This is a genomic window from Thermus tenuipuniceus (assembly GCF_002964845.1).
Lineage (GTDB): Bacteria > Deinococcota > Deinococci > Deinococcales > Thermaceae > Thermus > Thermus tenuipuniceus.
In genome coordinates this window covers 19,106-44,009 of record NZ_PRDA01000042.1, presented here as the reverse complement: position 1 = coordinate 44,009, position 24,904 = coordinate 19,106, and the positions used below count along the sequence as shown (strand labels likewise).

22 protein-coding genes are annotated in these 24,904 nt (G+C 66.2%); 9 read left to right on the top strand and 13 right to left on the bottom strand.

What is annotated here, in order from left to right; genetic code table 11:
- The first annotated feature begins 265 nt into the window (after positions 1-265).
- Together C2847_RS10585 and C2847_RS10580 are read left to right on the top strand one after the other, a co-directional pair.
- Complete coding sequence (locus tag C2847_RS10585) at positions 266-1,693, top strand: hypothetical protein (RefSeq protein WP_105318314.1); 1,428 nt, start codon at positions 266-268, stop codon at positions 1,691-1,693.
- 13 nt (positions 1,694-1,706) lie between these two features.
- A complete protein-coding gene (locus C2847_RS10580) occupies positions 1,707-3,131 on the top strand; it encodes a S8 family peptidase (protein ID WP_105318313.1) in 1,425 nt (474 codons plus the stop codon).
- 454 nt (positions 3,132-3,585) lie between these two features.
- On the opposite strand, the gene lpdA is transcribed toward C2847_RS10580, so the two are convergent.
- The 3 genes from lpdA to C2847_RS10565 are packed head-to-tail and all read right to left on the bottom strand — an operon-like array spanning position 3,586 to position 8,868.
- Entirely contained in the window at positions 3,586-4,959 is a 1,374-nt protein-coding gene (gene lpdA / locus C2847_RS10575; RefSeq protein WP_105318312.1) for a dihydrolipoyl dehydrogenase, read from the bottom strand.
- 1 nt (position 4,960) lies between these two features.
- The gene (gene odhB, locus C2847_RS10570; RefSeq protein ID WP_105318311.1) at positions 4,961-6,169 is read right to left on the bottom strand and encodes a 2-oxoglutarate dehydrogenase complex dihydrolipoyllysine-residue succinyltransferase; all 1,209 of its coding nucleotides are present in this window, start codon (positions 6,167-6,169) and stop codon (positions 4,961-4,963) included.
- A gap of 11 nt (positions 6,170-6,180) precedes the next feature.
- Positions 6,181-8,868: a 2-oxoglutarate dehydrogenase E1 component gene (locus tag C2847_RS10565; RefSeq protein ID WP_105318320.1), complete on the bottom strand. Its 2,688-nt coding sequence runs from the start codon at positions 8,866-8,868 to the stop codon at positions 6,181-6,183.
- A gap of 89 nt (positions 8,869-8,957) precedes the next feature.
- On the opposite strand from C2847_RS10565, the gene C2847_RS10560 reads away from it, so the two are divergent.
- Positions 8,958-9,722 (top strand): enoyl-CoA hydratase-related protein, encoded by a 765-nt coding sequence (locus tag C2847_RS10560; RefSeq protein ID WP_105318310.1) that lies wholly within the window; start codon positions 8,958-8,960, stop codon positions 9,720-9,722.
- Complete coding sequence (ruvA, locus tag C2847_RS10555) at positions 9,719-10,294, top strand: Holliday junction branch migration protein RuvA (RefSeq protein ID WP_105318309.1); 576 nt, start codon at positions 9,719-9,721, stop codon at positions 10,292-10,294. The genes C2847_RS10560 and ruvA overlap by 4 nt, the downstream gene beginning before the upstream one ends.
- On the opposite strand, the gene C2847_RS10550 is transcribed toward ruvA, so the two are convergent.
- The 8 genes from C2847_RS10550 to C2847_RS10515 are packed head-to-tail and all read right to left on the bottom strand — an operon-like array spanning position 10,291 to position 18,276.
- Positions 10,291-10,839: a hypothetical protein gene (locus C2847_RS10550; protein WP_105318308.1), complete on the bottom strand. Its 549-nt coding sequence runs from the start codon at positions 10,837-10,839 to the stop codon at positions 10,291-10,293. The genes ruvA and C2847_RS10550 overlap by 4 nt on opposite strands.
- A 10-nt stretch (positions 10,840-10,849) precedes the next feature.
- Positions 10,850-12,103, bottom strand: a complete 1,254-nt coding sequence (locus tag C2847_RS10545; protein WP_105318319.1) for an ABC transporter permease — start codon at positions 12,101-12,103, stop codon at positions 10,850-10,852.
- 19 nt (positions 12,104-12,122) lie between these two features.
- Positions 12,123-12,818 (bottom strand): ABC transporter ATP-binding protein, encoded by a 696-nt coding sequence (locus tag C2847_RS10540; RefSeq protein WP_105318307.1) that lies wholly within the window; start codon positions 12,816-12,818, stop codon positions 12,123-12,125.
- Positions 12,819-12,820: 2 nt separating this feature from the next.
- A complete protein-coding gene (locus C2847_RS10535) occupies positions 12,821-14,110 on the bottom strand; it encodes an efflux RND transporter periplasmic adaptor subunit (RefSeq protein WP_105318306.1) in 1,290 nt (429 codons plus the stop codon).
- A complete protein-coding gene (locus C2847_RS10530; RefSeq protein WP_105318305.1) occupies positions 14,107-15,138 on the bottom strand; it encodes a TolC family protein in 1,032 nt (343 codons plus the stop codon). The genes C2847_RS10535 and C2847_RS10530 overlap by 4 nt, the downstream gene beginning before the upstream one ends.
- Positions 15,135-16,397: a TolC family protein gene (locus C2847_RS10525; protein WP_244187442.1), complete on the bottom strand. Its 1,263-nt coding sequence runs from the start codon at positions 16,395-16,397 to the stop codon at positions 15,135-15,137. The genes C2847_RS10530 and C2847_RS10525 overlap by 4 nt, the downstream gene beginning before the upstream one ends.
- Positions 16,398-16,415: 18 nt before the next feature.
- The gene (locus C2847_RS10520) at positions 16,416-17,627 is read right to left on the bottom strand and encodes a sensor histidine kinase (RefSeq protein ID WP_105318304.1); all 1,212 of its coding nucleotides are present in this window, start codon (positions 17,625-17,627) and stop codon (positions 16,416-16,418) included.
- A complete protein-coding gene (locus tag C2847_RS10515) occupies positions 17,617-18,276 on the bottom strand; it encodes a response regulator transcription factor (protein WP_105318303.1) in 660 nt (219 codons plus the stop codon). The genes C2847_RS10520 and C2847_RS10515 overlap by 11 nt, the downstream gene beginning before the upstream one ends.
- Positions 18,277-18,361: 85 nt before the next feature.
- Here C2847_RS10515 and C2847_RS10510 point away from each other — a divergent pair, with 85 nt between their 5' ends.
- Genes C2847_RS10510 through C2847_RS10500 form a run of 3 tightly spaced genes read left to right on the top strand, consistent with a single transcriptional unit; the run spans position 18,362 to position 20,259 of the window.
- On the top strand, positions 18,362-19,165 hold the full coding sequence (locus tag C2847_RS10510; RefSeq protein ID WP_105318302.1) for an FAD:protein FMN transferase: 804 nt from the start codon (positions 18,362-18,364) through the stop codon (positions 19,163-19,165).
- Complete coding sequence (locus C2847_RS10505; protein WP_105318301.1) at positions 19,128-19,667, top strand: DUF2271 domain-containing protein; 540 nt, start codon at positions 19,128-19,130, stop codon at positions 19,665-19,667. Before C2847_RS10510 ends, C2847_RS10505 begins: the two co-directional genes overlap by 38 nt.
- A complete protein-coding gene (locus tag C2847_RS10500) occupies positions 19,645-20,259 on the top strand; it encodes a PepSY-associated TM helix domain-containing protein (RefSeq protein ID WP_105318300.1) in 615 nt (204 codons plus the stop codon). The genes C2847_RS10505 and C2847_RS10500 overlap by 23 nt, the downstream gene beginning before the upstream one ends.
- Here the strand turns inward: C2847_RS10500 and C2847_RS10495 are convergent.
- Positions 20,256-20,744 (bottom strand): chlorite dismutase family protein, encoded by a 489-nt coding sequence (locus tag C2847_RS10495; RefSeq protein ID WP_105318299.1) that lies wholly within the window; start codon positions 20,742-20,744, stop codon positions 20,256-20,258. The two genes, C2847_RS10500 and C2847_RS10495, sit on opposite strands and share 4 nt — an antisense overlap.
- Positions 20,741-21,493 carry a hydrogen peroxide-dependent heme synthase gene (hemQ, locus tag C2847_RS10490; protein WP_105318298.1) on the bottom strand — a complete coding sequence of 251 codons (753 nt, stop codon included), beginning with the start codon at positions 21,491-21,493 and terminating at the stop codon, positions 20,741-20,743. Before hemQ ends, C2847_RS10495 begins: the two co-directional genes overlap by 4 nt.
- Before the next feature lie 32 nt (positions 21,494-21,525).
- Between hemQ and C2847_RS10485 the strand changes: the two genes are divergently transcribed.
- Together C2847_RS10485 and C2847_RS10480 are read left to right on the top strand one after the other, a co-directional pair.
- Positions 21,526-22,581 (top strand): mechanosensitive ion channel family protein, encoded by a 1,056-nt coding sequence (locus C2847_RS10485; protein WP_105318297.1) that lies wholly within the window; start codon positions 21,526-21,528, stop codon positions 22,579-22,581.
- A gap of 2 nt (positions 22,582-22,583) precedes the next feature.
- Positions 22,584-24,890 carry a coiled-coil domain-containing protein gene (locus C2847_RS10480; protein ID WP_105318296.1) on the top strand — a complete coding sequence of 769 codons (2,307 nt, stop codon included), beginning with the start codon at positions 22,584-22,586 and terminating at the stop codon, positions 24,888-24,890.
- The last annotated feature ends 14 nt before the right edge of the window (positions 24,891-24,904 follow it).

Genomic DNA, 24,904 nt, shown 5'->3' with positions numbered 1-24,904 from the left:
TTTCTGGCTAGGATGCAGGAGGGGTCGGTTCCCCAAGGTGTCTCAAATGTGGTGGCCAACTACACAAGCTTGACAAGGGGCAGATCCGCCTGATATGAAAAGGCCGTAAGCTCCTAAGGAGGCAGGCATGAAAAAACTAGGCATTGCGGCAATGGCAGTTTCCTTGCTAGGCCTCTGGGCGTGCACCCCGCCACCCCAGAGCCAACTCCAGGGCAACGTGTTCACGAGCCCTAGCGCAGGGGGCCAGCCCATCCATGGGGCCCAAGTGCAGGTCCAGGTGGGCAATAGCACTCTAAAGACCACCACCGGTCTGGACGGGAGCTTCTCCCTTACGCTTCCCGGAGGAGTCTCCACTTTTACCCTTACCGTCATCCCACCGGCAGGCCAAGGGATAGCTGCCCAGACCTTTGCTGAGGTACCCCTCAGCGCTTACCGCTCCCCGTACGGGACGGCCTCGGAGATGAACATCTACCTACCCGCCCCGGCCTCTAAAATTCTTCCAGGCTACCCTGCCCGCACGGGCACCATTACAGGCAACGTCACCTTCAACAACCAACCCGTGGCGAGCACCACCCCTAGGAACCTGACCCAGCTCTTCAACCCTCCCCAGCCCTGCGAAAACGGCCTGGTGGTCTACGGCGGCGGGCGCACGGTGACCACCAGCCCCTCGGGGAGTTATCAAATCCCCATAAGCTCCACCAACAACCTGTACGCCGCCTCGGGAAGCCTTTGGGCTGGAAACTACACGGGCACGGATACCGGGAACTGCCAAACGGCCACAGAGTACTACTGGGCCCAGTTCCAGCTCATCCCCGAGGTGCGGGTTTACTTGAACGGGACCAGCACTAGCCAAAACGTAGCCCTCGAGGCCTTCGACCCTCAGAGCAACCCCAGGGTCACTACCCTCGCCGTGAGCCACGACTATGGGGCCCTGACCGGGTTCAACTTTAACCCCACGAGCCCCAGCTGGAACGCCTTCTCCCTCAGCACGGCCTCCTTCGCCCACGCCATCCACTCGGGGGACATCGAGCTAGGCCAGTACTACTTCCGGGGGCAAACCACCAAAAACCTCCGGGTCCTGGCCCTGCCCCCCACCGACGTTTCCCAGCAGATCACGGTACAAAGCCACGCCGTCCGGCTTTCGGCCGCAGAGAGTATCCTGGACTACTCCTCGGTCCAGCAGTGGCGGGACGGGAGCAACCTGAGCCAGGCCCTCACCGTCTCCTTCCTGGACACCCCCAAGCTCACCGTCAACGACGGAGCTACCCTGGGACCGAACCCTACCCTCTCCTGGACCCAGGTCTCTGGTGGACAGGTGTATGTGGTCTCAGTATACGACCAAACGGGCAACTTGGTCTGGGTAGGCTATACCCCTAAGACCGAGATCGCCTTGCCCATACCCCTGTCCAGCGGGACAACCTACTCCTGGGACGTGAGCACCGACGACCAAACGGGGATGCTGGAGTACATCGGGATGGACCCTAGCGCCCTGCAGGCTCGGCTTTACTTGGACCCAGCCCACTATCCTAGGCTGAAAGGTTACAAGGGGAGCACCGTCAACCAAGCCCGAGGTCGGATGGCCCAAGCCTTCCTGGAAAGGCTAGGGTACGTGCCCCAGGGGGCCTACCAGAACCTACTCCAGCGGGGCTACCGCCAATCCGTGAGCGAAACCCGCACCTTCCTGGTCCAGTGATGCAGGAGGAACCATGCGCATCTGGAAACTAACCTTGTTTGCCCTTCTCCTGGCCGCTTGTGGCCAGAACAGTCCCACTGGTCAACGCCCTGCCCCGGAACCCACCCTCACCCAGATCCAGGGTCAGGCCGCCGTAGCCGGGGAGATCCTGGTAAAGTACCGCCCCGGAGGCCTTCAGGCCCAGGGTCTCCAGACCCTGGGGGAAAGCCGGGTCTTGGAGCAAATCTCGGAGCCGGGCTGGGGCAGCCTGGTTCGCCTAAAGGTCCCCGAGGGCCAGGAGGTCCGCTACGTTTCCGCCTATGGGGCCCTCGAGGGGGTGGCTTATGCCGAGCCTAACTACTGGGTGGAAAATCCTGGCCGGGAAATGGTCCGAACCTTGGAGATCCCTGGCCCGCAGGGTCTCCGCCCCTTGGACTACACCGGCAGCATTACCGACCCCTACTTCGTGCAGGTACCGCCCGGTGACCCCCTCAAGGCCACGGGCGCAGACGGTACCCTTTACCAGAATGTGCCCTACCTTTGGGGCGTATACCGGGTAAAAGCCCCACAGGTGTGGAACCAAGGGTACCGCGGTCAGGGGGTGGTGGTGGCCGTAGTGGACGAGGGCATCGACCTCACCCATCCCGACCTGGCCGCCAACCTCTGGCAAAACCCCAACCCTAACAACCCTTCCTGTCCAGGGAACAACGGCTACGATTTCGTTGACGACGATACCGACCCCTCGGACTCCGGAGGGCACGGCACCCACGTAGCAGGCACCATCGCCGCCGCCGTCAACGGCATAGGGGTGGTGGGCGTAGCCCCCGAAGCCAAGCTCATGGCCCTTCGGGCCCTAGGGTACTTCGGCGGGACCAACTACATGCTGGTGCGGGCCCTCAAGTACGCTGCCGACTGCGGGGCTAAGGTGGTGAACAACTCCTGGGGCTCTGGAGCCAAGAGCAAGGCCTTCCTAGACGTCCTGGCATACGGTACCCAGAAAGGTGTGGTCTACGTGTTCTCGGCGGGTAACTCCTACCGGTCTGGCAACCGGCCCTCGTACCCGGTCTCTTACAGCACCCTCCTCCCCGGGGTGATCGGCGTGGGGGCTACCAGCAACGACAACCGGCGGGCTGGGTTCTCGGACACAGGCCCTTACGTGACCGTGGCCGCTCCCGGAGCCGCTATCCTCTCCACGGTACCTGTGGCACAAAACCCCAGCGACCCCTACGCCTTCCTCCAAGGGACCTCTATGGCCGCACCCCATGTAACCGGGGTAGTAGCCCTCCTGCTCTCGGCTAAGCCGGGAGCTAGACCCGAGGAGGTCCGTCTGGCCTTGGAGCGCGGGGCCAACGCCACCCTGACCGGACAAGCGGCCAAGCCCGATTACGCAGCCGGTGGTCAGTACGGCTACGGATTGGTGGATGCAGTAGCTAGCTTGAATGCCCTTTTGGGCAAGTGAAGCACAACCTTTCGGCCCGGGTCCCGCGGGGCCCGGGCTAGCTTGCAGGAGGCTAGATGACCACGACCCGCCAAGCATTGCTCGCCTTTCTTTTGGGCTTCCAGACCGTGGCCTGGAGCCAGGGAGTGGCGCCCATACCTAAGCCCATGCCTCCAGGGGAACCAACACCTTATGGGGTAATGTACGTACAGGTTCTCAAGGGAGGGAACCCCCAGCCGGGAATCTGGGTGACCCTACAACCGGTAGCCCCTAACGGCTTGCCTAACGCCAAGGGTACGGCCCGTAGGACCGACGAGAAGGGGGAAACGTCCATACCCCTTGTCAAACCCTTGCGGGGCCTACTTCTTGTCCTTCTGGATCAACCAGAGAACTTTCGTTTACAGATTCCGCTGGACCAGATCCTGGGGTCTTGGACCTTAGGGCCCTACCGGCTTGAGGTCAGAGTAGCACTCCCTTAGAGGTGGATGGGCTTCTCCCAAGCCCCTAGAGCGGCTTCCTTGAGAATTTCGGAAAGGGAAGGATGGGCGTGGGGGGCCCGGCCTAGGTCCTCGGCGCTGGCCTTGAAGAAGAGGGCCAAGGCGGCCTCAGCCAGTACATCCCCCACCCGGGCCCCGATCCCGTGAACCCCCAGGATGCGGTCGGTCTTGGCGTGGGCCAGGACCTTGACGAAGCCCTCCGTCTCCCCCATGGCCCGGGCGCGGCCCGACGCCGAGTAGGGGAACTTCCCCACCTTGTAGGGGATGCCCTTCTCCTTCAGCTCCTCCTCCGTGTACCCCACCCCCGCCACCTCGGGGTGGGTGTAGACCACGCTGGGAACGGCCAGGTAGTCCACGTGGCCGAAGCCCCTCACCATGTGCTCCACTGCGGCGATGCCCTCCTCGCTGGCCTTGTGGGCCAGCATGGGCCCCCGCACCACGTCCCCGATGGCGTAGGTGTGAGGGACGCGGGTCCTGAGGTGCTCGTCCACGGGAATGCGGCCCCGTTCGTCGGGAGCAAGCCCGGCGTTTTCCAGACCCAAGCCTTCCGTGTAGGGCCTGCGGCCCACCGCCACAAGGACTCGGTCCGCCTCGAGGACCTCTCCCCCTTCCAGCTCCACCCGGGCCCCTCTGCCCTCGGGGCGCACCGCCTGCACCTTCACCCCCGTACGGATGTTAAGCCCCTCCTTTCGAAAGACCCGCTCCGCCGCCCGGGAAACCTCGGCGTCCATGGTGGGGAGGATGCGGTCCAGGTACTCCAGGAGGGCCACCTCCGCCCCCAGGCGGTGCCAGACCACCCCGAGCTCCAAGCCGATCACCCCGCCCCCCACCACGATGAGCCTCTTTGGCACCTCGGGAAAGCTTAGAGCTTCGGTGGAGGTCACCACCCGCTCAAAGTCCACCTCCGCCCAGGGGGGGAGGAGGGGGGCGCTTCCCGTGGCGATGAGGAAGTAGCGGGCGGAAAGCTCCTCCCCGGTTTCCTCCACCAAAACCTTCCGGTCCGAGAGGAAGCGGGCCCTTCCCAGGTGGCGGGCGATGCCGTTCTTCTTGAAGAGGAACTCGATCCCCTGGGTGTTGGCCTGGACCACCTTGTCCTTGTGGGCCATGAGGGCGGGGAGGTCCACCTCGAGGCCCTGCACCCTGGCCCCTATCAAACCCCTTTTCACCTCATGGATGCGCTCGGTGGTTTCCAAAAGGGCCTTGGAGGGAATGCACCCCACCCGCAAGCAGGTGCCCCCCAGGGCCCTCTCCTTTTCCACCACCCCCACCTTCATCCCTAGCTGGGCGGCCCGGATGGCGGCCACGTACCCCCCGGGCCCCGCCCCGATCACCAACAGGTCGTAGGCCTCCACGCTAGACCTCCAGCATCAGGCGCACGGGGTTTTCCACCAGCTCCTTGACCCGCTTTAGGAAGGTCACCGCCTCCCGGCCGTCCACGATGCGGTGGTCATAGGAAAGGGCCAGGTACATCATGGGCCGGATCACCACCTGGCCGTCCCGGGCCACAGGACGCTCCTGGATGGCGTGCATGCCCAGGATGCCCACCTGGGGCGGGTTGAGAAGGGGCGTGGAGTTGAGGGAGCCGTACACCCCCCCGTTGGTGATGGTGAAGGTGCCCCCCATGAGCTCCTCGGGCTTCAGCTTTTTGCCGCGGGCCCTTTCGGCGAAGTCGGCGATCTGGCGCTCGATCTCGGCGAAGGAAAGCCGGTCGGCGTCCCGGATGACCGGCACCACCAGCCCCTCTCCCCCGCCCACGGCCACCCCGATGTCGTAGTAGCGGTGGTAGAGGATGGTGTTGTCCCGGATCTCGGCGTTGAGCTCAGGGATCTCCTTGAGCACCTGGACCACCGCCTTCACGAAGAAGCTCATGAAACCCAGCTTCACCCCGTGCTTCTTCTGGAAAGCCTCCCCGAGCTCCTTCCTCAAGGCGATGATGGCGGACATGTCCGCCTCGTTGAAGGTGGTGAGCATGGCGGTGGTCTGCCGCACCATGAGAAGCCTCTCCGCGATGCGGCGGCGCAAGGGGCTCATGGGCACCGCCTCGCTCACCCGCCAGGGGCGGTCAGCCGGGGGTTGGACAGGAAGCGGTGCGGGCTCCGGCATCCGGGGAGGCACCGCCTGGGGCGGAGCCTGCTTGGCCTTCTCCTCCAGGTGGCGCTCCACGTCCTCCTTGAGGATCCGCCCACCCAGGCCCGTGCCCACCACCTCCCCTGGGGATACCCCTGCCTCCCGCAAAACCCGCTCCGCGGCGGGCATGGCCAGGGGCTCCTGGGGCTCGGGTGCCTGGGGTACTGTGGCCTCGGGCTCAGGCCGGGGAAGCGCCTCCCCCGAGGCCTTAAGAAGGGCGATGGCCTCCCCCACCTTGGCGGTTTCCCCGGTGCGCTTCAGGATCCGCTCCAGGGTTCCCGCAAAGGGGGCGGGGAGCTCCAGGGTGGCCTTGTCGGTGATGAGCTCCACTAGAGGCTCATCCTGGGCAAAACCTTCCCCTTCCTTCTTCAGCCAGGCGCCGATCTCCACTTCCACGATGGACTCGCCCACGGAGGGCACCTTCAGCTCTTGCACCGTTTACCTCCTCACTTGAAGGCCTCTTCCAAAAGCCTTTCCTGCTCCTGCTTGTGCACCTTGGAGGAGCCCACAGCGGGGCTCGGGGACTCCGGCCGGGCCACCACGCTGAAGGGGTGGCCGTAGATCTCCCCGCAGAAACGGGCGGAGAGGTACCACCAGGCCCCTTGGTTCACCGGCTCCTCCTGGACGTAAACCACCGGGGTCTTCCTGGGGTAGAAGCCCAGGGCCTCCTTAAGCTCGGCCTCGGGGAAGGGGTAGAGGAGCTCAAGCCGCACCAGGGCCACGTCCTCCGCCCCCATCTCCCTCCGCTTCTGCAAGAGGTCGTAGTAGACCTTCCCCGAGGTGAGAAGGACCTTCCTGGCTCCCTTGACCCTCTCGGGGATGACCTTCTGGAAGCGCCCCTGAGCAAGCTCCTCCAGGCTGGAAACCACCTCGGGGTGGCGGAGGAGGCTTTTGGGGGTGAGGACCACGAGGGGCTTGCGGATTTTGCGCTTCACCTGGCGGCGGAGGAGGTGGAAGAACTGGGCAGGGGTGGTGGGGTAGGCCACCTGGAGGTTGTCCTTGGCCCCAAGCTGCAAGAAGCGCTCCAGCCGGGCGGAGGAGTGCTCGGGGCCCTGGCCCTCGAGGCCATGGGGCAGGAGGAGGACCAGGCCGGAAAGCCGGTTCCACTTGACCTCGGCGCTGGCCAGGAACTGGTCGATGTAGACCTGGGCCACGTTGACGAAGTCCCCAAACTGGGCCTCCCAGAGGACCAAAGCCTCGGGGTAGTCCAGGCTGTACCCGTACTCAAAGCCCAGCACCCCGGCCTCGGAGAGGGGGGAGTTATAGATCTCCACCTCCGCCTGGCCCTCGGCCAGGTGCTGCAGGGGAATGTAGGGCCTGCCCGTCTGGTAGTCGTAAAGGGCGGCGTGGCGCTGGGTAAAGGTGCCCCTTAGGGCATCCTGCCCCGTGAGGCGCACCCGGTGCCCCTCGGCGGCCAAGGAGGCGAAGGCCAAGGCCTCGGCCGCCGCCCAGTCCAGGGGGCGTTTCTCCTCGGCCATTTCCCTCCTAGCCTCCAGGAAGCGCTTCAGCTTGGGATGCACCTGGAAGCCCTCGGGCACGGCGCTCAAGCGAAGGAGGAGCTCCTTTAGCGCCTCCCTTGGCACCCCGGTGTCCACCTCGGGCACCAGGTGGTCGGGCCCGCCCACGTACCCCTGCCAGATGCCGGAAAGCCCGTGGGGCACTACGGGGCCCGGCTCCGCCTTGACCCGGGCGAACTCGCCCTCCAGGTTCGCCAGGTAGGTTTCCTCCTTGGCTTTAAGCTCCCCCTCCGCCACCACCCCCTCGGCAAGGAGCCTATCCCCATAGACCTTCCAGGGCTCGGGCTTTTTGGAGATGAGGGCGTACATGGGGGGCTGGGTGAAGGTGGGCTCGTCCGTCTCGTTGTGGCCCCGGCGGCGGTAGCCCACCAGGTCAATCACCACGTCCTTCCCGAAGCGCTGGCAGTACTCCAGGGCCAGGCCCAGCACAAACCAGAGTTCGTCCAGGGCCTCGGCGTTCACGTGGAAGACGGGAGCCCCCACCATCTTGGCGATGTCCGTGGGGTAACGGCAGGAGGTGTACTCCTCGGGCAGGGTGGTGAAGCCCAGCTGGTTGTTGGCCACCACGTGGAGGGTCCCCCCCACCCGGTAGCCGGGAAGCCGGGAGAGGTTAAGGGTTTCCTGGACGATGCCCTCCCCGATGAAGGCCGAGTCCCCGTGGACCAGGATGGCCAGGCCCCCTTTCCGCTCCCGGTCCCCGAAGCGGTCCTGCTTGGCCCGAAGCCTCCCCAGGGTCACGGGGTTCACGAACTCCAGGTGGCTGGGGTTGAAGTTGAGGGAAACGTGCACCGGCCCGTAAGGGGTGGGGAGGTCGTTGGAGAAGCCCAGGTGGTACTTCACATCCCCTGAGTAGCCCTCGGGGAAGATCTCCTCGAACTCGCGGAAGATGCGCTCAAAGGGCTTGCCCACCACGTGGGCCAGGACGTTGAGCCGCCCCCGGTGGGCCATGCCCAGGACCACCTCCTTAACCCCTTGGCGGGCGGCTTCCTCCACCGCCTCCAAGAGAAGGGGAACCAGGCCTTCCAGGCCCTCGAGGCTAAAGGTCTTGGCCCCCAGGTACTTCCGCTGCAGGAAGGCCTCAAAGAGGCTCGCCTGCATGAGGTGCTCCAGCATGCGGCGGCGCACCTCGCGGGGAGGCTTGGGCCAGGGGGCCTCGATGCGGGAAAGAAGCCAGGCCCGCTCCTCGGGCTCGGTATGGACCACCTCAAACCCCACCGGGCCCAGGTAAACCGCCTCCAGGCGGCCCAGGAGGTCCCCCAGGGTGGGGGCGCCGAAGAGAGGGGGAAGGGACCTAAAGAGATCCTCCCGGGAAAGGCCGTGGGCCTCCAGGGAAAGCTCCTTGGGCCTCGGCCGCTCCCGCCCCAAGGGATCGATGCGGGCGGCCAGGTGCCCAAGCTCCCTGTAGGCCTGGACCAGGCGCTCCACCTTGAGGAGGAAGGCCAGGTCCAAAGCCTCCGCTGGGGCCGCGGGCACGGGTTCTCGTCGCCGGTCCTCCTCCCCCCCAAGCGCCAGGGCGGAGAAGTAGCGGCGCCACTCCTCCGGCAAGGAGAAGGGATCCTCCAGATAGGCCCGGTAGAGGGCCTCCAAGTAGCCTTGGTTTTCCAACGTGAGCTCCATCCTACCTCCCAAGAAGGGGGCGCATACCCCCTTCATCTAGGCTACACCAAAAAGCGGTGTAGGTGCTTTAGGACCTTTACAATAGGGCCATGGTCCTGAAGGAGAGACGGGAAGGCGTCCTTATCCTCACCCTAAACCGGCCGGAGAAGCTGAACGCCCTAACCGGTGCCCTCTTGGACGAGCTTTACCAGGCCCTAAAGGAAGCCCAGGAGGACCCCGAAGTCCGAGCCCTCCTCCTCACGGGGGCCGGGCGGGCCTTTAGTGCGGGGCAGGACCTTGGGGAGTTCGGGGAGGCCAAGCCCGACTACGAGGCCCACCTCCGCCGCTACAACCGGGTGGTGGAGGCCCTGGCGGGGCTGGAGAAGCCACTGGTGGCGGCAGTGAACGGGGTGGCGGCGGGGGCAGGGATGAGCCTGGCCCTCTGGGGCGACCTGCGCCTGGCCGCCAAGGAGGCCACCTTCGCCACCGCCTTCACCCGCATCGGCCTGGTGCCGGACTCGGGGATGAGCTTCCTCCTGCCCCGCCTGGTGGGCCTGGCCAAGGCCCAGGAGCTCCTCCTCCTCTCCCCTAGGCTCTCCGCGGAGGAGGCCTTGGCCTTGGGGCTGGTGCACCGGGTGGTGCCGGGGGAAAGGCTTTTGGAGGAGGCCCTGGCGCTGGCCAAAGAGCTCGCCCAAGGACCCACCCGGGCCTACGCCCTCACGCGGAAGCTCCTTTTGGAAACCTACCGGCTTTCCCTCACGGAGGCCCTGGCCCTCGAGGCCATCCTGCAAGGGGAAGCGGGCCGCACCCAGGACCACGAGGAGGGGGTAAGAGCCTTTAGGGAAAAACGCCCGCCCCGCTTCCAGGGCCGATGATCCGCTACCTGAAGGGCACGGTCCTGAAGAGGGAGGAAGGGGGGTTTCTCCTTCTGGTGAATGGGGTGGGCTTCCTGGTGCAGGCCCCCCAGACCGTTCTGCAAAGCCTCAAAGAGGGCCAGGAGGTGACGGTCCACACCCACCTCCAGCTCCGGGAGAACGGGCTCTTCCTCTATGGCTTCCCCGACGAGGCGAGCCTCGCCCTCTTTGAGCTCCTCCTCTCCGTAAGCGGGGTGGGGCCCAAGGCCGCCTTGGCCCTCCTCTCCGCCCTCGGGCCCAAGCTCCTGGCCCAGGCCCTGGCGGAGGGGGATCTGAGGCTCCTCACCTCGGCCAGCGGCGTGGGGAAGAAGCTTGCCGAGCGCATCGCCTTGGAGCTCAAGGGGAAGGTGCCTGCGGGGCTCCTCACCGGGGAGAAGGTGGCAAGCCAGGCGGCGGAGGAGGCCATTTTGGCCCTGGCCGCCCTGGGCTTCAAGGAGGGGCAGGCCCGAAGCGTGGTCCTGGACCTCCTGGCGCAAAAGCCCCAGGCCAAGGCCCAGGAGCTCATCAAGGAGGCCCTTAAGCGGTTGCGCTAGCGCCTCTCCAAGCGGGCGATGAGGGCCTTGAGGTCCTCTGCCCCCCTGCCTTGGCGGAAGGGGTTGAAGGGCTCCCCCCGCAAGAGGGCCTGGAACTCCCCCCACCCCCTGGACTCTGCCCACCTTGCCCTGGGGACCGCAGCCCCTGCCCCCCCCTGGCCAGGGAGTGAACCCTGGCGCTTTTGGCGCTCTCGTCTCAGTTCCAGCCTGCGGGTATCCAGCCATTTCAACTGGACGGGGGTGAGGATCTTATCCTCAATCTCCACCAGGATTTTTTCCGCTTCCTTGGGCTTGAAATCGGGAAGGGTTTGGAGCCGGTTAAGAAGGGGCAAGAGCCTCTGGGCCTGCGCCTTGGTGATGGAAAGTCCCTTCTGCCCATCCATCTCTAGGAGGAAGCGCACCGTGCTGGAAAGTTCAAAAACCGGCTGGTACGCCTGGAGCCGTTCCCGCATCGCTGGGTCCAGACTGCCCGGGGCCTGGCCCTGGGCCAAGGCCAAGCCAAGGAGTAACAAAGAGCCCGTAATCGTCGCCACCCTCTTCCCCATCCCTTACCTCCTACTCGTACCGCAAGGCCTCCACCGGATCCAGGCGGGCCGCCCGCCAGGCGGGGTAGAGGCCAAAAAACCCCCCCACGAAGATGGCAAACAGAAAGGCCACCCCTGCGCTCAAGGGGGAGAACACCGGGCTTACCCCGATGGCCTGGCCCACGAGCCGGGCCATAAGGAGGCCAAGCCCCACCCCCAGAACCCCTCCCCCCACGGAGAGGACCACGGACTCCGCTAAGAACTGGGCCAGGATGTCCTTAGGCCGGGCCCCCAGGGCCTTGCGCACCCCGATCTCCCGGGTGCGCTCAGTAACGGAAACCAGCATGATGTTCATGATGCCGATTCCTCCCACCAGTAGGCTGATAGCCGCCACTCCCCCAAGGAAAAGGGTCATGACCAAGGTGGTCTGGTTCACGCTTTGCAGGGCGTCCTGCTGGTTGGTAATGGAGAAGTCGTAGGTGCTAGGGTCCACCAAGCCCCGCCGCTCTGCCAGAAACTGGGTTAGGCGCTCCTGGAGTTCCTTCAGGTGATTTCGGTCTGCTCCTTGCACATAAATGGCGTTTACCTTGGGCTCTCCCGCCTCGAGGCGGGCCAGGCGTTGCAGGTAAGTGGAAAGGGGAACAAAAACCTGGTAGTTAACGCTGGCAAAGCCCTGGTCCCCCTTGTCGGGTAAGACCCCCACCACGGTAAAGGGCATGCCCCCGATGCGCAGGCGCTGTCCCAGGGGATCCTCCCCCACGAAGAGATCCTGAGCGACGCCGTAACCGATCACCGCTACCCGCCGCCTTAGGTCCACATCCTCTTGGGTAAAAAAGCTTCCCCTTTCCGGATCGGCATTGCGTACCTGAGCAAAATCGGGCCAGGTACCCACCACGGTGGCCCTGAGGTTGTTCACTCCATACTTAAGCTGGAAGTTTCCCTGGGCCACGGGGGCCACCCCCACCACCTCCTGGGGAAAGGTCTCCCGGATGGCATGGGCGTCGGAAAGGGGAAGAGTAGCCGGCCCACCAAAGCGCACCAGCCCACCCCCCGGGCCCCTTCCCCCCTGGGCGGGACCCACGGTGAGGAGGTTGGTGCCCAATCCCTCCAAAAGGGAGGTGATCCTTTGGGTAGTTCCCTGCCCCACCATGGTGAGGGCCACCACCGCCGCCACCCCGATCACTACCCCCAAAGCGGTAAGGGCAGAGCGCAAGGGGTTGGTGGCAATAGCCCTCAAGGCGATGTGCACCACCTCTTCCAAGGAGAGCCCTACCTTTCCCCGCAAACCGACTCCTTTCCCAGGCTCAGCGGCCACCACCCTGTCCCCTCCTTTCATCGGCCACGATCTCCCCATCCCTCACCCGCACGATGCGCCGGGTCTTCTCCGCCACCAAGGGCTCGTGGGTAACGATAATAACCGTGGTCCCATCGCGGTTAAGCGCTTGAAAAAGGGCCATGATCTCTTCTCCGGCTTTGCTGTCCAAGGCGCCGGTGGGCTCGTCAGCCAGAAGAAGGGGTGGGTTCAAAGCCAGGGCCCTAGCGATGGCCACCCGCTGGCGCTGACCACCAGAAAGCTGGTTGGGGAGGCTCTTCGCCTTGTCCAATAGACCCACCCGTTCCAAAAGGGCCAGGGCCCGTCGGTGCCGCTCCTGCCGGGGAATGCCCGCATAGGCCATGGGTACTTCCACGTTCTCCACCGCCGAAAGCCGGGGCAGGAGGAAGAAAGCCTGGAAGACGAAGCCCACAAACCGGTTTCGCAAATAGGCCCGCTCCTCCTCGGAAAGGGCGGAAGTGGGTTTACCCAAAAGGAGGTACTCCCCCTCCGTGGGGCGGTCCAAAAGACCAAGGAGGTGAAGCAGGGTGCTCTTGCCGCTTCCCGAAGGCCCCATGATGGAAAGCATCTCCCCTTCCTCCACCCTGAGATCCACGCCCCTCAGGGCTGGAAACGAAACCCCTCCGCTTTGGTACACCTTTTTTACGCCCTTAAGCTCCAGGAGCACCTTTACCTCCCAAAGCCCGGGAGAGGAACCGGGGAGGGGGATGAAGGGGTACGGGGGGTCTGGGATGCCCCCCCAGCCCTGGGCAGAACCACCTGGTCCCCCTCCTTCAACCCCTCCAGCACCGCCACCATACGGGCATCCTCCGTCCCCAGGACCACCCGCACGGTGTCCGTGGAACCATCTGGACGGAGAACGTTCACGTAGGCCCGGCCTCGAACCCGCTCCACCGCCCGCTTGGGGACCACCAAAACCCCCCGGGCCTCCTCCACCACGATCTCCCCGTCGGCGCTCATACCTGGGCGCAGGCGCGCATCATAAGGAAGGCGCGCCGTCACCTTGAAGACGGGAATATTATTTACCACCTGCCCCTGGGGACTGATGGTCTCTACCTGACCCTGAAAGGTCTCTCCTGGAAGGCCTTCCAAGGTTACGTTCACCCGTTGCCCCACCTGGACCTTGGCAATCTCGGTCTCATCCACCTCCAGGACTAAGGTGTAGGCGGAAAGGTCACCCAAGGTGAGAAGGGACCTGTCCGGACCCACCTGCGCCCCAGGGTTTGCGGAAACCGAAAGCACCACCCCAGCGAAGGGGGCACGGATCCGGGTCCTCTCCAGGTTGGACCGGGCTTCCTCCAGCGCTAGACGGGCTTGGGCCAAAGCAGCTTCCTGGGCTTTGAGGTCCTCTTGCAACTGGGCTTGGCGCAGGCGCAGGCTTTCCCGTTGAGCCTCGAGGCCAGCCCGGGTGTTTTCCAAAGTGCGCTGGGCGTTGGTGTAGGCGGCTTCCGCCTCCAAAAGTGCCTGGCGGCTGGCTCCTCCCGCCTGGTAGAGCAACTGGGTAGCCTCTAGGTTGCGCCGGGCGGTCTCTAAGGAAGCCTGGGCATTGGCGTGGGCCACCTCGGCACTTTTCACGCCGGCCCGCAAGGAAGCCAGGCTACTTTCCCCTTGGGTGCGGGTGTTGGCCAGGTCGGCTTGAGCCCTTTGCAAATCGGCTTGGGCTTTCTCCAGGGCTCGGCGGAAAGGGGCCAGGTCCAGCTCTGCCAACACCTCACCCTCCTTCACCTCTTTTCCCTCATCCGCCACGGAAATGAGGGTCCCCTGGACCTCGGGGCGCACCTCGAGGGTCTGCCAGGGAGCCAGGCTCCCCGAGCCCGCCACCACTACCCGCACGTCTCCCCGGGTTACGGTGTAGACCTCGGGAACCTCCTGGATCTGGGATATGCCCTTGGGACGGAGAAGAAGGTAACCCCCTATCCCAAGAAGCAACCCCAAGGCCAAAAGGAGCCAACGCCTCATGGCTCCACCCCCAAGCCCGTGAGGTCCTGCCCCGCCGCCACGCTCAAAGCTGCCAGAGCCCGCCAGTATGCGTTTTGCGCTTGCAAGAGGGAGTACTGGGCCTGAAAGCGGCCCGCCTCCTCCTGTTCTAGCTGCAGGAGACTGATGGTCCCTGCCTGAAAGGAACGCCGGGCCACCCCCAGGGTCTTCTCCTGGTTAGCCAAGGCTTCCTGGGCGGTGAGCACCTGGCCCCAGGCCGCTTGCACCTGAGCATATGCGCTCTCCAAAGCGGAGAGGGCCTGAGCCAGGGTGTTCCCCTGGTTTCTGCGGGCGGTTTCCAAGCTGGAGCGGGCCTTTTCCAGGGTCAGGCGGGGGGTGTAATCGTTATCGGCTAGGCTCACCTGGAGTTCCGCCAGCTCCACCGCCTGCTTGGCCTGTAAAAGGCTGGGAAGGCGGTTTTGCAACCCCTCCTTCAGGGAATCCAGGCTAAGGTCCGAGAGCTTGGGCTCAGGCAAGGGGAAAAGCTTAGGTTCTTGGGAAAGGACAACTCCCAAGACAGCCTCCAAGGCCTTGACCAGGGCTGGACGTTGGCCTTGGGCGTTTTTCCAGGCCAGTTCCGCCGAGCGCAAGGCGGCCTCGGCCTTGGCCACATCCAAATCGGTGGCGTTGCCCGCTTGGCGCTGGGCGCGGACCACCGCCAGGTTTCTTGCCGCCAGCGCCCGGTTGGCCTCCAACACCTTCTCATTCTCCTGGGCCTCGTGGAGGTTGGTGTAGGCGGCAAGGAGGCTCTGCAAAAGGCTAAGGCGGCCCGCCTGTACCTGGAGCTCCGCCAAGGCCAAGGCCTGCCGCGCCTGTGTGAGGGACTGGATCAAGGTGCTGGGATCGGCCTCTAGGGCCCTAAGTTCCATCCTCGCCGTTTCCCGGGAAAGGAGGGCATTTTGGTACCCAGGGTTATGCTGTAAGGCCGTTTCCCATGCGCCCCCCCAGTCCAACACCGACTGGGCTAGGGCCATGGCACCCAAGAACAAAACCGCCAGTGCCCACCTCATTCCTCACCTCCTAAAAGGGATTCCCCCATAGCATCCAAAAGGGCGTAGTAGGCCTGCAAAAGCCCAGCCCTGGCTCCCTCCCATGCCCGCTGGGCCTGTAAAAGGCCAAGCTCCGCCTGCTTCACCTCTAAGGCGGTTCCCGTACCTGCCGCCAGGCGCCTCCTGGCATTATCCAAGGAGTTTTCCGCCGCCTGTAGGCTCTTTGCCACCACCTCCAGCTGTCCCTGGGCCTGCTGCAGGGCCTGGTGCTTGGACCTAAGGTCCAGCTCCGCCGTGACCAAGGCGTTGGCCAGGTTCCGCCGGGCCTGCACCACGGCCCCCTCCCTAAGGGCAAGGGCTGCATCTTGGGATGGTTGCAGTAGGGGAAGGCTGGCCTGGAGTTGGAGGCTGGTCTGGCTTTGCGACTTTCCCGAACTGTACTGGAGACTGTATCCCAGCTGCCCGGTCTTCAGGTCCAGGCTGACCCCCAGACTCCCTGGCCCTTCCGCCACACTTACACCCAGGCTCACGGAGGGGAAAAACCGGTCCCGCCGGGCCTGGGCCAGAAGGGCCTCCGCATCTTCCAGGGCCAGCCTAGCCTTTTGCACATCGGGCCTCCGTTCCCTGGCGGCCAAAGCCTCGTCCAGGGTGGGCAGGGTCTGGGGAAGGGAAAGGGGAACAGGTTCCACTTGGGTGCCCAAGCTGGCCTCGAGGCGGGCTTTGGCCAAGTTCCAGGAAAGCTCTGCCTGCAAGGTCTCTGCCTGGGCTTGAGCCAGGCTGGCCTGGGCCTCTAGAAATGCCTGGAAAGTGGCCTGGCCCCTGGCTTGCTGGGCCTCCACCGCCTTGAACTGGGCCTCCCCAAGCTCCAGAGCCTTCCTGGCCACCCCAAGGTCCAACTCCGCCAGGTAGGCCTCCAAGTACTGGGACAGGACCTTCTGGAAGAGGGCGTTCTCCTGGGCCTTGATGTCCAGAAGGGTTTGGCGGTAGGCCCGTTTGGCTGCCTCCAGGTTATCCTGGGCTGGCCCCCAGGGCAAAAGAGGCAGGCTTCCCCCCACCCCCAGGGAAAGGGTTTCCTGGCCCAATGGGGTCCGGGCATAGCTACCCTGGGGGGTCAAGGTGGGGGCAAGCCCCGCCCAGGCTGCCTCCAAGGAAAGCCTTGCTTGCACCCTCTCCGCCTCCAGGTCCCGGAAGGCCGGGCTTTGGCGCACCAGGGCCAGAAGGTCCACCCCTCCGGCCAAGGCGGGCAGAAAGAGGAAAAGCCACCACACCTGTTTCATCATCCCAAAGGCAGCCTACGGCTACGGGGTTAGCCCGGAGTTAAAAGGAAGGCGGAGCCCCGCCCTAAGCCCCGCGGGGCGATGGGGCAAAAGTTCTAGGCGTCCCCCATGGGCCTCGGCCACCTTCTGGGCTACGGAGAGGCCAAGCCCCTCCCCGGGCTTCCTCGAGGCCCGGAAGAAGGGCCTACCCGCCTCCTTTAAGGCCTCCTCGGGCATCCCTGGCCCCTGGTCCTGCACCTCCAAGACCACTCCCTCCCCTTCCAGCCTCAGCACCACCTCCACCCCCCTCCCCTCCCCGTGCAAAAAGGCATTTCGCAATAGGTTCCGCAGGGCCTGGGCAAGGAGGAGGGGATCCCCGTGGAAGGGCAGGGCCTCGGGCCCCCGGTAAGGCACCCCGAAGGCCTCCGCCTCCTGGCGGGCCAGGGCCGCCAGGTCCAGCTCCGCCCGCTCCACCCGACCCTCCCGGGCCAGGACCAAAAGGGCCTCCACCAGGCGCTTCATGCGGAGAAGCTCCTCCTTGACCGCCTCCTGGGCCTCCTCCCGGGGCAGATACCCAGCCTCCGCCGCCTCCAGCTGGGCCAGGGCCGCCGCCACCGGGGTGCGGAGCTCGTGGGCGGCATCCCGAGTGAAGCGGCGTTCCCTTTCCAAAAACGCCTGAAGCCGCTCCAGCATGTGGTTGAAGGCCTCGGCCAGGGCCTTAAGCTCCCCGCCCCCTCCCGGGGCCACCCGGTGGGAGAGGTCCCCGGAGTCCGCCACCCGCCGGGCCACCTCTGTAAGGCGGGAGAGGGGGCTTAGGGCAGCCCCGGCCACCCTCGAGGCCAGAAGCACCGCCAACAGGGTAAGCAAGGCGCCACTTCCCAGAAGGGCTAGGCGGAAGCGGGCCAAGGCCCCCGCCGCCCCCGGGTCGTACCGGGCCACGGTGAGGGTACCCCCCGGCACCTCCAACACCAAGACCCGCCACCCCTCCCGCCAATAGGCCCCCGGGGTAAACCGCGGCCAGTCTGGAAAGTTGGGACTTTGGTGTGCCTCCTCCCCCTGCACCAGGCGGAAGGCAAACTCCCCTCTGGGAGGCCTCCTGCCCTCCGAGAGGGCGTCCACGTAGAAGAGCAGGGAGCGGTCCAGGTCGGCTTCGAGGAGGCGCCGGAAGGCCAGGTAGCTCAAGCCCCCCTGGAAGAGGAGGGCAAGCCCCACGGAAAGGGCCAGGAAGAGGGCCAAACGGGCCCTAAGGCTCATGGCCAAGCCGGTACCCCCCGGGGACGGTGCGCACCACCCCAGGGTGGAGCTTCTGCCGCAGGTAGTGCACGTAGACCTTCACCGCCCCCACCTTTTCCCCGTCGCCGAAGACCTTTTCCGCCAGCTCCTCCGGGGAGAAGACCCGGCCTGGGTGGAGGAGAAGGACCTCTAGGAGAGCGAACTCCTTTAAGGAAAGGTCCACCCGCCGCCCCCCGTACAAAACCCTCCGCCCCGCCAGGTCCACCTCCAAAGGCCCCAGGCGCACCCGGCTCGCCTTAGGCTCCGCCGCCCGGCGCAAGAGCGCCCGCACCCGGGCGAGAAGCTCCTCCAGGTGGAAGGGCTTCACCAGGTAGTCATCCCCGCCCAGGTCCAGGCCGAAGACCCGGTCCTCGAGGGTATCCCGGGCGGTGAGGAAGAGGATAGGCCCCCGGTAGCCCGCCTCCCGCACCTCCTCCGCAAAGCGGAAGCCCCCGTTCGGGTCCTCGGGCAGGCGCACGTCCAGCACCATGAGGTCGGGCTCCAGCTCCAAGAAGGCCTCCCGGGCCTCCTCTAAACCCTTGGCCCAGCGCACCCCGTACCCCTGGGCCAAAAGCGCCCCCTCCACCGCCCGGCCCAGGCGGGGCTCGTCCTCCAGAAGGAGCACCTGCACGCCTCCAGTATGCCCCCCTGCGGTTAGGCGGGGGTTATGGGCCGGGCTAACCCTCACCTAACCGCCCTCCCCTACCCTCTAGGGCATGGGCCGGTACGGGGCCAGGTGGGAAGGGGTCTTGGGAAGCTTCCTCGAGGTCCAGGTCCTCGCCCCGCCCTGGCGGGGGGCAGGGGCCCTCCGGGCGGTCTTGGCGGAGGTGGAACGCTTGGAAGCGGTCTTCAGCCGCCACCGGGAGAGCGAACTCACCCGCCTGGTACGCCGGGGCGGCGGCCGGCCAAGCCCCGAGATGCGGGAGGTGCTGGCCCTGGCCCTGAGGCTCCAGGAGGCCACGGGCGGGGCCTTCCACCCCGCCCCCCGCCACGGAGGGGAGGCCCTGCGCCTCCAGGGGAAAGAGGTGGAGATCCTGGCCCCCCTGGACCTGGACGGGCTGGCCAAGGGCTACATCGCCGACCGGGCGGCGGAAGCTGCCCTGAGGGCGGGGGCAAGGGCCGTCCTGGTGAACCTGGGCGGCGACCTGGCCCGCAAGGGGCCAGGGCGGGCAGAGGTAGCGGTAGAAGACCCCCTGGGCCCCGACAACGCCCCCCCTGCCCTGGTCCTCCCCCTGGAGGAGGGCGGGGTGGCCACCAGCGGCCTGCGGCACAAGGGCCCCCACCTCCTGGACCCCCGCACCGGCAGGCCCGCCCCTGGCCTCCAGGCCACAGTCCTGGGCCCCTCCGCCGCCTTAGCGGATGGCCTGGCCAAGGCGCTTTTCGTCCTGGGGAGGAAGGGTTTTCCCCTGCTTGCGGCTTTCGGGGCCAAAGGGGTCCTCTTCGCCCCGGAAGGCCCCGTGCCCGGCCCAGAAGGAGGGAGCGATGCTCAAACGCTACTACAGCCGGCGAAGCTTCTTTAGGCGGGTGCTGGGCGGGGCCCTGGCCCTGGGCCTGGCCCGAGCCCAGGGACGACCCTGGCCCCAGGGGATGGAGCTCCGGGTGAGCTTTACCTACGAGGGCGGAGGGTTCCGCTACCGGGCCCCTTATGTGGCGGTCTACGTGGAGGACGAGCGGGGGAACCTGGTCCGGACCCTGGCCCTCTTCCTCATGCCGGGGAAGGGGGAGCGCTGGTGGAACGAGCTAAGGCGCTACTTTGGCCTTTCCGACCCGGAGAGGATGCGCACCCTCTCCGGCCCCACCCGCCCCCCGGGCCGCTACACCTTGGCCTGGGATGGCAAGGACGACCGGGGAAGGACGGTGGCCCAGGGCGCCTATTACGTGTGCGTGGAGTACGCCCGGGAACACGGCCCCTACGAGCTCTTCCGCGAAAAGGTGGAGATGGGGGACAAGCCCTTCCAGAGGGCCTATCCCCTTCAGGGGGAGCTCAAGGAGGTGGTCCTTGATTACGGTAGGAAGGGCTAGGGGTAGGGTGGGCCCCTTGCGGGCCCGGCTTTACGCCTGGGCCCGGACCCTCCACCTTTACCTCTCCATGTTGGCCTTCCTCGCCCTCCTCTTCTTCGCCCTCACCGGTCTCACCCTGAACCACCCGGAGTGGTTCGGGGAGGGGCGGGTGAGGAAGCTCACCGGAACCCTGCCCGGTGCTCCTTACCTGCAGGGGGAGGCCGTGGACTGGCTGAGGCTTTCCGAGGACCTCCGGGCCCTCGGGCTCAGGGGGCGGGTCTCCGAGTACGGCCAAAGCGGGGCCCAGGCCTGGCTTTCCTTCCGGGCCCCCGGCTACGGAGCCGATGCCCAGGTGGACCTGAAGACGGGGGCGTACACCCTAAGCCTCACGGAGGCCGGCCTGGTGGCGGCCCTCAACGACCTGCACAAGGGCCGGGACACCCCCGGGGCCTGGCGGTGGGCCCTGGACGCCTCCGCCCTCTTCCTGGCCCTGGTGAGCCTCACCGGCCTCCTCCTTGGCCTTTTGCTGCGGAAGACGAGGCGGGCGGCCCTCCTCACCCTGGCCCTAGGCCTCCTCCTCTTCGGGGGCCTAGCCCTCTGGGCCTCCCTTTAAAGCTCGTCCAGAAGCTCCCTGGGGGTGCGCCGGGCGGCGAGGTACCCCCCTTCCCGCAGGGCCAGGGGGAAGAGCACCTCCCAAGGCCCCTCGAGGACCAAAAGCCCCTCCCCCTGGAAGACCCTCGCCCCCTCGGGGGGGCCTCCCTCCAGGCCGAAGGGGAAAAGGGCCAAAAACTCCTCCCCTGGCTCCCCCTCCCCCCGGTCCAGGTAAAGGGCCACGGGCTCCAGAAACCCCATGAGGCGGGTGCGGTGCATCTCCCGCCTAAGGGCCTGAAGGGCCCTGGGGTGCAAGGCCCCCTGCCAGAGGAGGAAGTCGGCCTCCGCGGAAAGCCCCACCTGGCTGTAAACCCGGAGGAAGCCCTCCTTTTCCTGCCAGCGGGCCAGAAACTGGGCGAACTCCTCCTTAAGGTGCTCCTGGTGCTCGGCCTCGAGGCGCCGAAACTCCGGCACCACCCGGAACAGGCTGAAGGACCAAAGCCTCATAGCCCCCCCAGGAAGCGGCCCAGGGCCTCCTCGGTAAGGTACTTGCCCACGTAGAAGGGCCCGAACTCGCCAAAGCGGGCGGATACCTCGTCAAAGCGCATCTCGTACACGATCTTCTTGAACTGGATGGGGTCCTCGCTGAAGAGGTCCACCCCCCACTCCCAGTCGTCCAGGCCCTGGGCCCCGCTGATCACCTGCAACACCTTCCCTTGGTACCTCCTCCCCGTCTCCCCATGGGCCTTCATGAGCTCGGCCCGCTCCTTGGCAGGGAGCATGTACCAGTTGTCCTGGCCCATGCGCCGCTTGTTCATGGGGTAGAAGCATACGTAGCCCGTCTTGGGCACCTTAGGGGTCAGGCGGGGCTTGATGTAGGGGGCCTCGGGATCCAAGGGCCCGGTCTGGCTCCCCAGCTCCACCACCGAGTAAAACCCGTAGGCGGGGCTCAGGTAGCGGGCGAAACGGCTCTTGTTGAGCCTGGCCTCCACCTCCAGGAGGGCATCCAGGTTCTCCCTCAGATTCAGGAAGAGGAGGTCGGCCTTCTGGGTGATCACCTGGTACACGCCGAAGGACCCCTTGCCCTCCGCCTCCGCCTTCTCCCACTCCTTCAGGATCTCCCTAAGCTCCTCCCAGGCCGCCCGCCGTTCCTCCTGGGGGGCAGAGAACCAGGCGGCATGGTCCAAGCGGCGGAAGTCGTGAAGGATGTGCCAGCCCTCGAGGGTAAAGGTCGGCTCCGGAACATGGCTTTCCATGCCCCCAATATACTCGGGGATATACTCCCACCATGGTGGCCCTACACGTAACCCTAGCCCTCTTCCTGGCTTGGCTTTTAGGCCGCTATGGGGCCAAGGCCCTGAACGCCCTGGGGCGCCTCACCCCCACGGAGCGGGATGACCGCTTCTTCCGGGCCCTGGGCTTCCTCTGGTGGGGGGTGGTGGCCCTGCTGGCCCTAAGCTACTTGGCCCACGCCCTCGCCTGGCCCCTGGAGCCTCTGGCCACCTGGGGGAAGGCCCTCACCCAGTGGTTGGGAAGCCGGGGCCTGGCCGTCCTGGTAATCTTGGGCCTCACTTTTGTGGGCTACCGCCTCATCCCCCTCCTCCTTGCCCGGCTGCCCGAGCCGGAAGGGGAGCTGACCCGGGAGGCGGTGCGGCGGAAAACCCTGAGAGCAGTGGTGGAGTCGGTGCTGCGGGTAGGCATCCTGGTGATCGGCGGCCTCTTTCTCCTTTCCAACCTAGGCTTTAACGTGACCGCCCTGCTGGCCGGGGCCGGGGTGGTGGGCCTGGCCATCAGCTTCGCTGCCCAGAACCTGATCCGCGACTTCATCAACGGGTTCTTCATCCTCCTAGAGGACCAGTACGGGGTGGGGGATATCGTGCTCATCAACGGGGTGGGAGGACAGGTGGAGCGCTTCAACCTGCGCCTCACCGTCCTCCGGGACCTGGAGGGCCGAGTCCACTTCCTCCCCAACTCCGAGGTCCGCCAGGTGACGGTCCTCACCCAGGAGTGGAGCCGGGCGGTGGTGGACGTGGGCGTGGCCTACAAGGAGGACCTGGACCGGGTTTTGGCGGTGTTCCAAGACGAGGTGGCCCGCTTCCACCAGGACCCGGAATGGCAGGACCGGTTCACCGGAGCCCCGGAGGTCCTGGGGGTGCAGGACCTGGGGCAAAGCGCCGTGGTGATCCGGGTCCTCTTCAGCACCAAGCCCGCCCAGCAGTGGGCGGTGGCCCGGGAGTTCCGCCGCCGCATCAAAAACCGCCTGGACCGGGAGGGGATCGAGATCCCCTACCCCCACCAGAAGCTCTACTTTGGCGAACCCCTTAAGCTGGAAAAGGGAGCGTAAGGATGCCAGACGTTTACAAAACCATCCTGGAGGCCATCCGCCCCCACCTGGGCGCCCGGGCCGAGGCGGTGTTGGAGGAGGGGCTAAAGCGCCTGGGCAGACGGCCTTCCGAGCTCACCCCGGCGGATGGGGCCCACCTCTTGAAGGGCTTGGTGTACCGCGAACTCCAGGTCCGCATGCGCCCGGAGGAGGCCAGGCGGTTGGTGGAGGGGGTGCTGGCCCAGATAGAGGGCCAAGGGGCTAGGCTGGCCAAGCTGGAACAGGGCTTGAAGCGCTTCGGGCTCTACGTGGACTGGCCGGAGGTGGCCCGCCTCCGAGCCCTGGTCAATCGTCTGCGCCAGGCCCCGGACCCCGGGCTTTTGGCGGAGGGGGAGGAGCTTTTGGAGACCCTGGAGGAGAAACTAGAGGAGGCCCTCCTGCGCCAGGCCCAGGACCTGGCCCACCTGGAGGAGGCCCTGGAAAGGGTGCGCCACCTGGGAGGGCCCAAGGTGCGGCGGCTGGAGAGCCTGGTGGAAACCATCCGCCAGGCTCAGAAGGAGGGCATCCTGGCCCAGGCGGAGGCGGAGCGGGCCCGGAGCCTGGCCCTGGAGCTAAGGAAGTTCCTGGAGTCCAGCGCCGTCAGGGCCCCCACCTTGCCGGAGATCGTCTTTGAAACCCAGGAAACACCCCCGGAAACCCCTTCCTCCCACCCCACGGACGTCTTCCTCACCGTGGAGGAGGCCTCCGAGCTGGAAGGGGAGCTTTTGGTGGACCTCGAGGCCCTATCCCAGGAGGCCAGCCAGCGGATCCTGGCCCTAGAGGTGGAGGAGGAGAAGCGCCGGCTGGAGGAGCTCTTAAGCCGCTATGCGCCCCTGGTGGAAAGGGCCACGGTAAGCCCCCTGCTCGCCGAGGTCCAGGCCCTCCTGGAGGCGGGCACCCCTGTGGGGGAGAAGCTAAAGGCCCTGGAGGAAGCCTTCCAGGAGGCCGAGAGAAACCTCAGGGCCGAGAAGCGGGCCCGCCTGATCCAGCTTCAGGAGGCCCTGCGCCTCCTCTCCCTGCCCGAGGAAGCCAAGCACCCCCTGAGGCAGGCCTTAAAGCTGGCCGAGGAAACCCTGGAGGAGGGGGGCTACCCCGACCTCCTTCCCCTGGAGGAGGAGCTGAGGCGCCTCGAGGCGGAGGCCCAGCGCAGGGCGGAGGAGGAAAAGCGCCTCCTCCAGGAAAAGGAAGCCCTAATGGCGGAGCTAAGGGAAAAGGGCGAGGCCTTCCGCCCCCTCATGGAGGAACTGAGGGCGCTCCCCCTGGAGGCCCTTCCCCAAAGGCTTCCCGAGGTGCGGGCCCGATATGCCGAGCTCCTCAAGGCCCAAGGGGAGGAGGACGCCCTAAGGGCCAAGCTAACCGAGGCAGCCCAGGCCCTGGAGGCCCTAAAGCCCGAGGCCCTGGCCCTGGGCCTAAAGGAAAAGGTGGCGGAGGCGGAGGCCCTCCTGGCCCAGGGAGGCCTTCCCGATCTGGGGTCCTTACGGAAGAGCCTGGAGGAGGCCAAGGCCCAGGCCCGGCAGGAAGCCCTTCTGGAGCTTTCCCGCCTCCAGGCCCTGGCGGAGCGCTTCCGCGGCTTCGGGGGGGAGGGGGTCTTGCGGGCCATCGCCGAGGAAAAGGGCAAGCCCCTCCCCGACCCCACCCCCATCGCCCGGGCCCTGGAAGCCTTAAAGCGGCGGATGGAGGCGAAGCGGGAGGAGCTCACCACCCGCCTCACCGCCTTCTTCCAGGCTTACCCCCGCCTCGAGGGGTTCCAAAGCGAAACGAACCGCCGTCTGAGGCCCCTTCTGCCGGTGCTGAAAAGCGCCCAGGAAAAGCTTCCCCGCCTGGGACCCCAAGGCCTCCTCCAGGTGGAGAAGACCCTGGGCCAGGCGGAGGCCCTTCTCCGGGAGCTGGAAAAGGAGCAAGAGGCGGCCAAGGCTGTGCTCCAGGAGATCAAGGGCGAGGACCTCGAGGCTCTCCTGGGGGTCTTCGACCAGGGAAGGGCCCAAGCCCAGGCAAAGGCACCGGAGGCCCCCTCTCCCATGGACCTGGAGGCGGACCTCGCCCCCTTGCGCCTTCCCGGGGTGGAGGTGCTGGGCTATTTGGGGGAGGCCTTGCCCCTGCCCAGGGAACCCCTGGAGGCCCTGGTCCAGGCCCTGGACCAGCTGGATAAAAGCCTGGGCCAGACCCGGGGGCCTGCGGCCATCCTCCTGGGGGAACAGGCCCTGGTCCTGGCCCCGCACAAAGGCCGCACCCTGGTAGCCGTGCTGGGAAAAACCAGCCTATCCGCCTTCCTCCTGGAACTCACCTCCTAAGCGTGCTACACTAA